Here is a 13,234-nt window from a genome sequence, read left to right as displayed (position 1 = left end):
CGCCATGGATGCCCTCCAGATCCTCGTGACGATCGCCGGCCTCGCGCTCATCGCCGGCACGGCGGTCTTCTTCTTCGGCCGGCGCGAGCAGACCGCGTTGGCCACGGCCGACGGCGGCGTACAGCGCGTGCGCATTCGCGTCGAGCGCGGCTACGACCCCGAGGTCATCACGCTGCGCGCCGGGCTGCCGGCTGTGCTGGAGTTCCAGCGCGAGGAGGAGGACCCCTGCTCGGAGCGCGTGATCCTCGACGGCTTCGGCCGCAACGTCTTCCTGCCTGCCTTCGAGACCACCGAGGTGGAGATCCAGCCGGACGAGACCGGCACCTTCGACTTCGCCTGCGGCATGGGCATGCTCAAGGGCCGCATCGTGGTCCGTGACGCCGACGCCGCCGACGGGGAGGGCTAGGGGATGGACAGGCTGAAGCGCGGCCGCTGGGCCGCCGCGGCACTGCTGCTCGGTCTTGCCGCGTCGCCCGCCCCGGCCCAGCCGGCGCTGCCCGACGCGCCCACCCTGGACGACTACCTGGCCTTCGCCGAGGCGAACAGCCCCGAGCTGGCCGCCGCCGACCAGCGCTGGAGCGCCGCCCGCGAGGCGGCCGCCGGCGCGGGCGCCCTGCCCGATCCCGTGCTCAGCTACGGCTACTTCTTCACCCCGGTGGAGACGCGCGTGGGTCCCCAGCGCGACCGCCTGGGCCTGCGCCAGTCACTGCCCTGGTTCGGCACCCTCGGCCTGCAGGGCGAGGCCGCGTCGGCCGGCGCCCGGGCCGCCGGGGCGCGCCGCGAGGGCGTGCGGCGGGGCATCGTCCGCGCCGTGAAGGGCGCCTACGTCGAGCTGGCCTACCTGCACCGCGCGATCCAGGTGACCGAGGAGAACGTCTCGCTGCTGGACCGGCTGGAGGGCGTCGTGCGCTCGCGCTACCGCACGGGGGCCGCGGACTACTCGACGCTGATCCGCGTCCAGGTGGAACGGGGCAAGCTGCAGGATCGCCTGCGCGGCCTCGAGGATCGCCGCCGGCCGCTCACGGCCGCGCTGAACGCGAGCCTGGGCCGGCCCGAGGGCGAGCCCCTGCCCTGGCCGGACGCGCTGCCGGCGATGGAGGTCGCGCTGGACGCCGACAGCCTCCGCCAGCGGCTGGGCGCGGATCACCCCGAGCTGCTGGCCCTGGCCGCCGAGGTGGAACGCCAGCGCGCGGCCGAGTCGCTGGCCGGCAAGGCGGGCTGGCCGTCGATCACGCTGAGCGTGGAGCGCATCCGCACGGATCCCGCCGTCATGCCCGACGTGGCCGACAGCGGCAAGGATCCGGTGGTGGGGGGCATCGCCCTCAGCCTGCCGCTCTGGCGCGGCAAGGTGGCCGCCGGGCGCCGGGAGGCCGCGTCGCGACGGCTGGCCGCGGAGGCATCCCGGCAGGATCTGCTGAACCGCCTCGACGCGCGCCTCGAGAGCGCGCTCTACGACCACCGCGACGCCGCGCGCAAGATCGCGCTCTACGACGGCGAGCTCATTCCCCAGGCCCGGCAGTCCCTGGCCGCCACGGAGGAGGCCTTCCGCGCCGGCGGCGCCGGCTTCGACGGCCTGGTGGACGCCGAGCGCCTGCTGCTCGAGTTCCGTCTGAACCTCGAGCGGGCGCGCGCCGATCGGGCCCTCGCGCTGGCGGACATCGAACAGCTGACCGGAGAACCCACGCCAAGGACCACGCCATGAGTGCACGTTCACCGCTGCGGCGCCTGACTCGCCGCCAGGGTCTGATGCTCCTCGTCCTCCTCGTCGCCGCCTTCGCGCTGGGCGCGCTCGTGCGCGGCGGGGGCCACGACCAGGCGCCCGCCGCGACGGCGGACGCGGGCAAGCCGGCCGCGGAGACCTGGTACACCTGCTCCATGCATCCGCAGATCCGTCAGCTGGGGCCGGGCCAGTGCCCCATCTGCGGCATGGATCTGATTCCCGTCGGCGAGGAGGACGGGGGCGAGGCCCTCGGCCCGCGCGAGATCAAGCTCTCGCCCCGCGCCGAGAAGCTCGCCGAGGTGGCCACCGCGCCGGTGGAGCGGCGCTACGCGGCGCGCGAGGTGCGCCTGGTGGGGCACGTGGAGTACGACGAGACGCGGATCCGCCGCATCTCGGCCTGGGTGCCGGGACGGCTGGACCGCCTCTACGTGGACTTCACCGGCATCCGCGTGGAGCCGGGCGACCACCTGGTGGATCTCTACAGCCCGTCGCTCATCGCGGCCCAGGAGGAGCTGTTGCAGGCCCTGGCCGCCGCCCGGGTGGAGCAGCCCGCCGAGGCCCGCCGCCGCGCCGACGCCACCGTGCGCGCCGCGCGCGACAAGCTCGCCCTGCTCGGGCTCAGCGACGGGCAGATCGCGTCGCTGGAGAAGCGGCAGACGGTGGACGACCACGTCACCATCCTCGCGCCGGTGGGCGGCATCGTGATCCACAAGAACGCGGTGGAGGGCAACTACGTCGACACCGGCACGCCGATCTACACCATCGCCGACCTCTCGCAGGTCTGGGTGAACCTGCAGGCCTACGAGGCCGACCTGCCCTGGCTGCGCTACGGCGAGCCGGTGGACTTCGAGACCGAGGCCTGGCCGGGCGAGGTGTTCCGCGGGCGGATCATCTTCATCGATCCGGTGCTGGACGAGCCTTCGCGCACGGTGCGGCTGCGCGTGAATGTGGCCAACCCGGACGGCCGCCTCAAGCCGGGCATGTACGTGCACGGCCGGGTGCAGGCGCGCCTCACCGCGTCGGGCCAGGTCTACGACGCCGACCTGATCGGCAAGTGGATCAGCCCCATGCACCCCGAGGTGATCAAGGACGGTCCCGGCACCTGCGACGTCTGCGGCATGCCGCTCGTGCCCGTGGAGTCGCTGGGCTACGTGGGCGAGGAGTCCGCCGCCGTCCGGCCGCCCCTCGTGATTCCCGCCACGGCGCCGCTCGTCACGGGCCGGCGCGCGGTGGTCTACGTGGCCGATCCGGACCGCCCGGGCGTCTACGGCGGGCGCGAGGTGGTGCTCGGCCCGCGCGCGGGCGACGACTACGTGGTGGAGTCGGGGCTCGCCGAGGGCGAGCGCGTGGTGGTGCGCGGAAACTTCAAGATCGACAGCGCGCTGCAGATCCTCGCCAAGCCCAGCCTGATGAGCGCCGACCCGGAAGGGTATAGCCCGGAAGGGTATAGCGAGAGTGCACCGGCCATCTCGACCGACGCCGCCTTTCTGGGGCAGCTCGAGGGGGTCTACCGGGCCTACTTCGACGTCCACACGGCGCTGAGCCGGGATGACGCCGCCGCCGCCCGCGCGGCCGCCGGCCGCCTGGGCGCGGCGCTGAAGGCCGTGGACATGGAATCGCTGGCGCCCGACACCCATGCCGCCTGGATGGAGCTGCTGGCGCCGCTGCGCGAGGCCGCCGCCGCGCTTGCGGGCCGCGCCGACCTGGAGGCGGCGCGCGCCGCCCTGCCCGACCTCACCGCCGCCATGCTGGACGCAGCGAAGCGCTTCGGTCGGGCGAAGGGGGCGCCGGTGCTCGTCTACCACTGCCCCATGGCCTTCGACAACGCGGGCGCCGACTGGGTGCAGGAGACGAAGGGCACGGAGAATCCCTACTTCGGCTCGGCCATGTTCAAGTGCGGGACCCTCGAGGAGACGCTGGGCGGCGAGGTCACGCCGTGAGCCGCATCGATCTTCCCGCCCGGTCCTTCGTCGACCGGATCATCGCCTTCTGCCTGCAGAACAAGCTGCTGGTGCTGCTCTTCACGCTGCTGATGATCGCCTGGGGCGTGATGGTGGCGCCCTTCGACTGGCACCTCGGGGGAATCCCCCGGGATCCCGTGGCCGTGGACGCCATCCCCGACATCGGCGAGAACCAGCAGATCGTGTTCACTCGCTGGCCGGGGCGCTCGCCGCAGGACATCGAGGACCAGGTGGGCTACCCGCTCACGGTGTCGCTGCTCGGACTGCCCGGCGTGAAGACCGTACGCAGCTACTCCATGTTCGGCTTCTCGACCATCTACGTGATCTTCGACGAACACGTGGAGTTCTACTGGTCGCGCTCGCGCCTGCTCGAGAAGCTGAACAGCCTGCCCGAGGGCACGCTGCCCCCGGGCGTGCAACCGGCGCTGGGCCCGGACGCCACAGCCCTCGGCCAGGTCTTCTGGTACACGCTGGAGGGGCAGGACGCGGACGGCAACCCCACCGGCGGCTGGGACCTCGACGAGCTGCGCAGCATCCAGGACTGGCACGTGCGCTACGCGCTCATGGGCGCGCGCGGGGTGAGCGAGGTGGCCTCGGTGGGCGGCTTCGTGCGCGAGTACCAGGTGGACGTGGATCCGGACGCCCTGCGCGCCTACGGCGTGAGCCTCGAGGAGGTCTTCGGCGCCGTCAAGATGGCCAACCTCGACGTGGGCGCGCGCAGCATCGAGATCAACCGTGCCGAGTACGTGATCCGCGGCATCGGCTTCATCAAGACCCTGGGCGACATCGGCAGCTCGGTGATCAAGGCCGTGGACGGCGTGCCCATCTACGTGAAGAACGTGGCCACGCTGACCGAGGGACCCGCCCTGCGCCGCGGCGCGCTGGACAAGGCCGGCGCCGAGGCCGTCGGCGGCGTGGTGGTGGTGCGCTACGGCGAGAACCCGCTCGCCACCATCCAGGCCGTGAAGGAGAAGATCGCCGAGATCGCGCCGGGGCTGCCGCGCAAGACCCTGGCGGACGGCACCGTCAGCCAGGTGCGCATCGTGCCCTTCTACGACCGCACGGGGCTGATCTACGAGACCCTGGGCACGCTGAACACGGCGCTGCTGGAGGAGATCCTGGTCACGATCGTGGTGGTGATCCTCCTGCTCATGCACCTGCGCAGCTCGCTACTGATCGCGGGGCTCCTGCCCCTGGCCGTGCTGATGAGCTTCATCGCCATGAAGCAGTTCGGTGTGGACGCCAACATCGTGGCGCTGAGCGGCATCGCCATCGCCATCGGCACCATGGTGGACATGGGCATCGTGGTGAGCGAGAACATCGTGCGAGGGCTGGCGGAGCGAAGGCCGGACGAGCATCCCATGGCCGTCATCTTCCGCGCCTCCAGCGAGGTGGGCAGCGCCGTCCTGACCGCGGTCTCCACGACGGTCGTGAGCTTCCTGCCCGTCTTCACCATGCAGGCCGCCGAGGGCAAGCTCTTCAAGCCGCTGGCCTTCACCAAGACCTTCGCGCTGGTGTCCTCGGTGATCGTCGCGCTGGTGGTGATCCCGCCCTTCGCCGAGGTGCTGTTCACCGCGCGGATCGGCAAAGCGCGCCTGCGGCGGGCCGGCCTCGTCGTTCTCGTGGCCGCGGGCCTGGTGCTCGCGTTCCTGCTGCCCTGGTGGATCGGCGCCGTGATCGCCCTGATCGGCGTCTACCACCTGCTGGCGAAGCGGGTGCCCGAGCGCTGGCGACGGCACACGCCGCTGGCGGCCAACGGCTTCGCGGTGCTGGTGGTCGGCCTCCTGCTGGCTGGGCACTGGGAGCCCCTGGGGCCCGAGCGCGGCCTGCTGATGAACGCCCTCTTCGTGGCGCTGCTCGTCGGTAGCCTGATGCTCATGCTCTTCGCTCTGCAGCGCTTTTACGGCCGCATGCTGGCCTGGTGCCTCGACCACAAGGCGGCCTTCCTGGCGCTGCCCGTCGCCCTCATGCTGCTCGGGGGGACGATCTGGCTGGGCTTCGACCGCGTCTTCGGCTGGGTGCCGCGCCCCATGCGGCACTGGGGACCGGTGACGTCTCTCGCCCACGCCTTCCCCGGCCTCGGCCAGGAGTTCATGCCGCCGCTGGACGAAGGCTCCTACCTGCTCATGCCGACCACCATGCCCCACGCCTCCATCGGCGAGGTGCAGGACGTGCTGAGCAAGCAGGACATGGGCATCGACGCCATCCCCGAGGTCGAGACGGCCGTCGGCAAGCTGGGACGCGCGGACAGCCCGCTGGATCCCGCGCCGATCTCCATGATCGAGACCGTGATCAACTACCGGCCGAAGTACCTGGCGGACAAGGGTGGCCACGCGCTGACCTTCCGCTACGACGGCGGCGAGGACGACTTCTTCCGCGATCCGGACGGCGCCCCGGTGCCGGCGCCCGACGGCGAGCCGTACCGCGTGCGCGGCCGCTTCGAGCGCGACGAGGCGGGCCGCCTGATCCCGGACCGCCACGGCCTTCCCTTCCGCCTCTGGCGGCCCGCGCTCGACCCGGCGCTGAACGAGGGACGCGAGGCCTGGGCCGGCATCCAGAGCCCGGACGACATCTGGGACGCGATCCTCGCGGCGGCCACGATCCCCGGCACCACCTCGGCGCCGAAGCTGCAGCCCATCGCCACGCGCATCGTCATGCTGCAGAGCGGCATGCGCGCGCCCATGGGCATCAAGGTCAAGGGGCCCGATCTCGAGACGATCGAGCAGGTGGGACTCGACCTCGAGCGCCTCCTCAAGCAGGTGCCCAGCATCGAGCCGGCCAGCGTCTTCGCCGACCGCATCGTGGGCAAGCCCTACATCGAGATCGAGATCGACCGCGAGGCCATCGCCCGTTATGGGATCCCGCTGCAGCGGGTGCAGGACGTGATCGAGGTGGCCGTGGGCGGCAAGCGCATCACCACCACCGTGGAGGGCCGCGAGCGCTACCCCGTGCGCGTGCGCTACCACCGCGAGCTGCGCGACAGCATCGAGAGCCTGGGACGCATCCTCGTGGCGGCGCCCGGCGGGAGCCAGATCCCGCTTGAGCAGCTCGCGCGGATCCGCACGGTGCGCGGCCCGCAGGTCATCAAGAGCGAGGACACCTTCCTGACGGGCTACGTGCTCTTCGACATGATGCCCGGCAACGCCGAGGTGGACGTGGTCCGGCAGGCCCGCGACACCCTGAACGCCAGGATCGCCAGCGGCGAGCTGGTGATCCCGGCCGGTGTGAGCTTCACCTTCGCGGGCAGCTACCAGAACCAGGTGCGCGCGGCCAAGAAGCTGGCGGTGGTGCTGCCGCTGGCGCTGGCCATCATCTTCACGATCCTCTACCTGCAGTTCCGCTCGGTCTCCACCACGGCCCTGGTCTTCTCGGGCATCGGCATCGCCTGGGCCGGCGGCTTCCTGATGCTCTGGCTCTACGCCCAGCCGTGGTTCATGGACGTCAGCGTGCTGGGCGTGGGCCTGCGCGAGCTCTTCCGCATGCACACCATCAACCTGAGCGTGGCCGTCTGGGTGGGCTTCCTGGCGCTCTTCGGCATCGCCTCAGACGACGGCGTGATCATGGCCACCTACATCGGCCAGGTTTTCGAGCGCGATCGGCCGACCTCGCGGGAAGCGGTGCGCGCCGCCGTGCTGGCGGGCGCGCAGCGGCGCATCCGTCCGGCGCTGATGACCGCGGGGACCACGATCCTGGCCCTGGTGCCCGTGCTCACGTCCACGGGGCGCGGCGCGGACATCATGGTGCCCATGGCGATCCCGTCCTTCGGGGGCATGGTGGCCGTGCTGCTGTCGGTGTTCACGGTGCCGGTGCTCTACAGCATGATCGCCGAGCTGCGCTTGAAGTCCGCGGCCACCGCGCCCCGGATGCCCCACGAAGGGAGCGATGCATGAAGGAGATCAAGGCTTACCTGCGGCCGGAGTGTCTCGATCCGGTGGTCCATGCCCTGGAAGCCGAGGGCTTCGACGCGATGACGGTGATCCCCGTGCAGGCCCTAGGCATGCTCGCGGATCCCCGCGAACTACGATTCAGTCCGGTGCTCATCGAGCGCTACAGCCGCAGCGTGAAGATCGAAATCATCTGCCGGGACGACGATGCGGAACGCGCCGTGGATCTGATCGCCCGCCTGGCCAGGACGGGCGAGGCGGGGGACGGTCTCGTGGCCGTGTCGTCGGTGGAGCACCTGGTCAAGATACGTACGGGCCAGAGCGGTCCGGAGGCCCTCGCCGGCCGCCGGCCCTAGAGCGCTTCACAACGGAGGACCCAAGCAATGCCAGTTCTCACCGTGTCTTCTCTGCCCAATGCACATCCAGCCGTCATTCACTTCCCCATCGCGCTGCTGCTGACGGCCCTCGCCGTGGAGTTCGTTGCGCTCCGCTTGACGCATCACGGCTGGCTGGATCGCACCGCGAGCCTGCTGTGGATCCTGGGTGCGGTGGGGTCGGGCGCCGCCTTTCTGACGGGACGCGCCGCGGGCGACGGCCTGGGGCTCGTCTCCCCCGACGTCCAGGCCGCGCTGGCCCGACATGCGAACCTGGCCCTGTGGACTGTGGCGGCGGCCGGCGCGATGGCGCTCCTGCGTCTCGTCCTCTTGTGGCCCCGTGTCGGCACCAGGATCCACCCGCGGGTCGGAGTGGCCGGCAAGCTGGGCCTGGGACTCGCCGTCGTCGCTCTCGTCGGCTTCACTGCGGACCGGGGCGGTACGCTCGTCTACCGCTACGGCGCGGCGGTGACCGCACCGGGAGAGACGAAGCCGGAACCGCCGAGCGCGCCCGCCGCCTCCGAGCCTCGGCGTGTTCCCCTCACCCGGGTGCCCGGGGGCGGTCTGCGCTGGTCGCCCGAGCCGGGCGACGCGGCGAGTCTGAACGATGCCGTGACCGTGATCGCCGGGGCCGGCGTGATCACGGCCGAGACCGCCACGGGGGAGACAGCCGCGGGCCTGGCGCTGCGCGCGGACGGCCTCGCCTTCCTGCTGCTGCCGGGCGAGTTCGCGGACGTCCAGGTGGAGGCCGCCTTCGACCCCACGGACTTCGTGGGGACGGTGGGCGTGCTGCACCACTTTCACGACGAGGGTTCCTACGGAGCCTTCGCGTTGGTGGGTGCCGCCTCGCGCCTGAGCGTGCGTCGCGGTGACGGCTTTGAGGTGCTCGACGAGGGACGTGGGACCCGCGGCCAGGGCGAGGTGACCCTCGCCGTTTCGAGCGTCGGATCGCATGTCAAGGGATTCCTCGGCAGCGAGACGGTGGCACACGGTCACACACCAGCGCTACCAGCGGGCCGGGTGGGGCTGTTGATCGACGGCCGCGGCACGCTGCGCGTGCTCGAACTCCGGGCCGAGCCGGCGTCGAATCATTAGAAACCGGCCGACCAGCGATCCTGACGATCAGCCGGGATCCTGCGGGCCCGCTAGCGCTGGGGCCACGGCCGGGCGATCATCTCGGCCATGCCGGCCGTGGCCGCCAGGCGCCAGCTCTTGCCGCGGTCGGTGGACACGGCCAGCGCCTCGGGATAGACCCCCGCGTTCTCCGTGTGGGTCTCCCAGAAGGTGAAGGCGAGGTAGAGGTTGCCGCGCCGGTCCACCGCCAGACGCTGGTAGAAGATCCCGTAGTCGGACTTGCCGCGCTCCAGCGCGCCGAAGACCAGCGTTCGCGAGGGGCTCCAGGTCTCCGCCGCGGCGGCCTTGGACTGGTAGCCGAGCGTCGCCTCGGGCAGCCACTGCCGGAAGACGGAGTGCAGGCGGTCGCCGGCGTCGCAGACGAGGGAGGCGTAGGTCTGCCGCTCGGCCATGGGCAGGGCCGCGGTCCAGCCGCCCTCGATGTCGTTGGGCGCGAGCGAGCGCAGGTAGGTGAAGGGCTGACCGTGCGCGCCGGCGATCACGTGCAGGTAGCCCGCGCTGTCCTGGGCAATGGTGGGGCGGGAGTGCACGTCGGGGACCTTGGGTTCGGCGTTCACCAGATGGCGGCGCGTCACGAGCCGGCGCGTGCGGCGGTCCACCGTACCCACGTAGGTGGGATTGCCTGCGACCGCCAGCTGGCCATCCACGCTATCGGGCATCTCCGCCCAGACCAGATGCGTGAGGCCGTCCCGCGTCACCGCGAAGGACGTCCCCCCCGAGTGCCCGCCGCTGCCCGCGACCAGGCAGCGGTCGGTGATGTGCACCGGCTCGCCCAGGCGGAGTCCGTCGCCGGTCTTCTCCGGCAGGATCACGGCGAGCGTCGACAGCTTGCCCCAGCGCACCCCCGGCGTGCCGCGGGGCTCGGTGACGACGGCGATGGCAGGCGGCCCCGCGAAGGGCCCCGGGCCCACGCGCAGCTCGAGGCTCGACGCGCGCGAGGGCAGCGGGTAGGCGCGGAAGTGCTCGCCGCGGTCGGTGGAGTAGAGCAGCACCCCGTCGAGGGTGACGTAGAGGGCGTCGTCGTCGTCCAGCACCAGTTCGCCCATCGCATGGGGCACGCGCTTTCCGGGCCGCGCGAAGCCGGGGCTCTTGGCGCGTAGCGCGTCGAGGCAGGGTCGGTCGACCCAGCGTCCGTCCTCGAGCGTGCTGACGATCCCGTAGCGCTCGGGATCACGCGCGTTCATGACGTAGGGGCGATTGTGGCTGTCGAAGGCGATCGCCGTGGGCGCCGGCAGGGCCGCGTCGGGAACCAGTGCCGCCGGCTGTCCGTCGGGCGGCACCGTGAAGGGCGCGCGGGGGCCGGCCGCGCAGGCGAGTGAGAGCGTGAGGGCGGCCAGGGGGAATCGGATCAGCCGCCGCACGCGCGCTAGCCCAGGAGCGCGGCGAGGTTCTGGCCCAGATAGGCCGACGCGCCATCCACGGAGGAGAAGACCTGCACCGGATAGTGCTCGCCCACCCCTTGCCGGTAGAGCATGGAGAAGGCGGTGGCCTTGGGATCGGTCACCAGCAGCGCCCACCTGCCCTGCTTGAAGCCCCCCTCCACGGCGAACTCCGCGAGCGCGCGCACCTCCTCGCTGACGAGCTGGGTGATCGCGGCGCGCATGTCGACGACACCATTCATGCTGGGTTGGTACAGGGGGTCGCCCTGCATGCGTTCGAAGAATCCGAAGATGTCCTGCGCGGAGACCTCACCGGTGAACGTCGCGACCACCAGGTTCAGGGCGCTGTGGACCTCGAAGCGAACCATCGCTGGGCACCTCTTCGCATGGGTCTTCAACTCTACCGAGGCGGCCGACCGGCAGCAAGTCAATCCCGTTGACCCGGGCTCTGCGGACGGACTGGCGCGATTTCCTCGTTTCTCGGCAGCTTTAGGGCTTGGCTAGGGTCCGGTGTCGGGCGGCGCGAGCAGCAGCTGGCCCGCGACTTCCTGTCCGCGCAGCGAATCGCCATCCTGGCGCCAGGAGAGCTGGTCGAGCAGGAGCAGGGCCCGCCAGCCGTCACCCTCGCTCGCCATCCTGAGGTCGGCGGCGGGTGCGCTCTGGCCCGGCCGCCCGCCGGGCCCGCCCAGTGACGCGCGCAGCGCGGCGAGGTCGAAGGCCAGACGCTCCACACCATCCACGCTGAGCAGCACGCGATCCCGCCGCAGCGCGAGCCGTCCGGACCGTCCGCCCGCGCTGAAGTCCGCCGTGGGCTGGCCCTCGCCCAGGTTGACGTCCGTGCACCAGGCGTAGCCGCGCACGTCCACCGCCTCGCCGCCCCGCTCGCGGGAGACGAAGTGCGCGACGGCGCCGCCGCCCGCGTAGCGCCAGTCCTCGCGATACTCCAGGTCCAGCCGCGCCATCACCGTGCGGCAGAGGGCGGGGGTGTCCTGGCGGTCCGGCCGCCCGGTTGCGGCCTGCTCGCGCAGCGCGTCGCGGAGGGTATCGTCCACGAGAGGGTCGAGGGACCGGACGCCGTGGGTGTCCACGAGGTAGTGGAGCGTCGCGCTGATCTCCCGGCGCGCGTCCTCGCCCGGGGGGATCGCGGCGAGGGCCAGCCGTCCGTCCACGATCATTCCGCCGGCGGCGAGCAGCCCTTCGAGTCGGGCGCGCTGACTGCGCTCGCTCATCGCGAAGGCGCCCCAGGGTCCCAGGCTCGAGGCGAGGGCCAGCACGCAGAGGGTCAGCGGCAGGGGGCGCAGGCTGCGCAGGCGCCCCAGCGCGCCCGCCAGCGCCACCGCGCCGAGCCAGAGGCCCAGCAGCACCAGGAAGTAGCGGTTCTCGGTGAGCCCGTACTGGCCGATGCGCTTGGCGGCCGACATCAGCAGCATGACCACCGCCGGCAGCAGCAGCAGGAAGTAGAGCCGCGCGTAGACGCGCACCCAGCGCTGCCGCTCGGCCAGCGGGCGCAGGAGCGCCAGCGACAGGAGCCCCGCCGCGCCCACGCTCGAGACCAGCCAGCCGATCCAGCCGCTGGGCCACTGGGTCGTGGCCAGCACCTTGACGAGGTAGGCCGTGAGCAGGCTCAGGTAGACGGCCACCAGCGGCGCGAGGATGTACTGGCCGAGGATGCGCAACAGTCCGGGGAACTCCTCGAGCGACTCCAGCGCCAGCGGCTCGGCCGGCACGCCGCCCAGGAAGTACCAGGTGGTGAAGACGAACCCGATCACGACGTAGAGCCGCGGGTAGAGCTCGCCGTCCACGGGCACACCGAAGAGCTTGTCCAGCGCGAGCAGCGCGATGCTCAGTCCGGCCATCAGCACGCCGGCGAAGACGAGACCCGCCGCCATCCGCTGGGCGAGCAGCCGGTTGAACTGCCAGAACGCGTTCTCGCCGGCGAGCCCCAGCAGCGGCAGGGCGCTCACGGCCAGGTGCAGCGCCACGTTGAGCTGGACCCAGCGGACGATGGGCACGCCATCGACGCGCGCCGGCAGGGACAGGCCGTAGCTCACCAGCGCGGCGACGCCCAGCAGGCGCAGGACGATCCCGGCCGTGGGGCGTCCCTCGCGGCCCAGGCGCTCGGCGCTCAGGACGAGGAGCAGGAAGAAGGGGATGCCCAGCTGCGCCGCGAGCAGGAGGCGGACGAGCCCGCGCTCGGCGCCGGGGCCGTCCACCAGCAGGACCGCGGCCACCGCGGCGACCAGCGCCGCGGCCAGCACCTCGGGGAAGCGGCGCGCGCTGAGGGCGGCGTCGCTGGCGATGAGCTGGACGGAGGGGAGTCTCGGGGCCACGGGCACCTCCCGCCGGGGTTCCCATCAGTATGGCGGGGGACGCCGTTTCAATCACCTGAAATCTTCGTGGAACGCCAAGGGCTTGCTTCTGAATACGTTACAAAAAAGTGCAAGAAACCCGAGCGTATCACTTGACATATACACTAGGGCGCCCTAGACTGGAGGTGTATTAGGTAGCTAATGCAGATGGGTGCCCGGCCCCGCCGGGCCAGCGACGAGGTGGACCATGAGACGATCGCGAATCCCCGCCCTCATCCTGACGGGACTCCTGCTGGGCGCCGCCGCCATCGTGGGAGGGCCGCGCGCCGAGCGCGGGGGCGCGCTGCTGCAGAGCTATCGCGCCGACATCCTCCAGCGGGTGCGGGTGGCGCGGATCCTGACGGACGTCGCCCTCGGCCTGGTGGAACACGCCCTGGACCACGGCGTGGTGGCCCCGCGGTGAGCGGCCTGCT

At 71.7% G+C, this 13,234-nt stretch carries 10 protein-coding genes; 7 read left to right on the top strand and 3 right to left on the bottom strand.

Features of this window, described 5'->3' with window-relative positions; translation table 11 throughout:
- Positions 1-4: 4 nt before the first annotated feature.
- From H6693_08540 to H6693_08515, 6 genes are read left to right on the top strand one after another with little or no spacing between them, the layout of a single operon-like run.
- Positions 5-406, top strand: coding sequence for a cupredoxin domain-containing protein (locus tag H6693_08540; GenBank protein MCB9516230.1), 402 nt, complete (start codon positions 5-7; stop codon positions 404-406).
- A 3-nt stretch (positions 407-409) separates the two neighbouring features.
- A complete protein-coding gene (locus H6693_08535) occupies positions 410-1,702 on the top strand; it encodes a TolC family protein (GenBank protein MCB9516229.1) in 1,293 nt (430 codons plus the stop codon).
- Complete coding sequence (locus tag H6693_08530; protein ID MCB9516228.1) at positions 1,699-3,660, top strand: efflux RND transporter periplasmic adaptor subunit; 1,962 nt, start codon at positions 1,699-1,701, stop codon at positions 3,658-3,660. The genes H6693_08535 and H6693_08530 overlap by 4 nt, the downstream gene beginning before the upstream one ends.
- Positions 3,657-7,571, top strand: a complete 3,915-nt coding sequence (locus H6693_08525) for an efflux RND transporter permease subunit (protein ID MCB9516227.1) — start codon at positions 3,657-3,659, stop codon at positions 7,569-7,571. Before H6693_08530 ends, H6693_08525 begins: the two co-directional genes overlap by 4 nt.
- Complete coding sequence (locus tag H6693_08520) at positions 7,568-7,921, top strand: P-II family nitrogen regulator (protein ID MCB9516226.1); 354 nt, start codon at positions 7,568-7,570, stop codon at positions 7,919-7,921. Before H6693_08525 ends, H6693_08520 begins: the two co-directional genes overlap by 4 nt.
- A gap of 27 nt (positions 7,922-7,948) precedes the next feature.
- Positions 7,949-9,034, top strand: coding sequence for a hypothetical protein (locus H6693_08515; protein ID MCB9516225.1), 1,086 nt, complete (start codon positions 7,949-7,951; stop codon positions 9,032-9,034).
- 50 nt (positions 9,035-9,084) lie between these two features.
- Here the strand turns inward: H6693_08515 and H6693_08510 are convergent, their stop codons facing one another.
- The 3 genes from H6693_08510 to H6693_08500 form a co-directional block, all read right to left on the bottom strand.
- Complete coding sequence (locus H6693_08510) at positions 9,085-10,434, bottom strand: BNR-4 repeat-containing protein (GenBank protein MCB9516224.1); 1,350 nt, start codon at positions 10,432-10,434, stop codon at positions 9,085-9,087.
- 5 nt (positions 10,435-10,439) lie between these two features.
- Positions 10,440-10,820 carry a hypothetical protein gene (locus H6693_08505; protein ID MCB9516223.1) on the bottom strand — a complete coding sequence of 127 codons (381 nt, stop codon included), beginning with the start codon at positions 10,818-10,820 and terminating at the stop codon, positions 10,440-10,442.
- Between the two features lie 132 nt (positions 10,821-10,952).
- Positions 10,953-12,782: a DUF4153 domain-containing protein gene (locus H6693_08500; protein MCB9516222.1), complete on the bottom strand. Its 1,830-nt coding sequence runs from the start codon at positions 12,780-12,782 to the stop codon at positions 10,953-10,955.
- A 226-nt stretch (positions 12,783-13,008) separates the two neighbouring features.
- Between H6693_08500 and H6693_08495 the strand changes: the two genes are divergently transcribed.
- Entirely contained in the window at positions 13,009-13,224 is a 216-nt protein-coding gene (locus tag H6693_08495) for a hypothetical protein (GenBank protein ID MCB9516221.1), read from the top strand.
- Positions 13,225-13,234: the final 10 nt, after the last annotated feature.

This window comes from Candidatus Latescibacterota bacterium (assembly GCA_020633725.1).
Classification (GTDB): Bacteria; Krumholzibacteriota; Krumholzibacteriia; order JACNKJ01; family JACNKJ01; genus VGXI01.
This window is presented reverse-complemented; position numbering and strand designations above follow the sequence as displayed.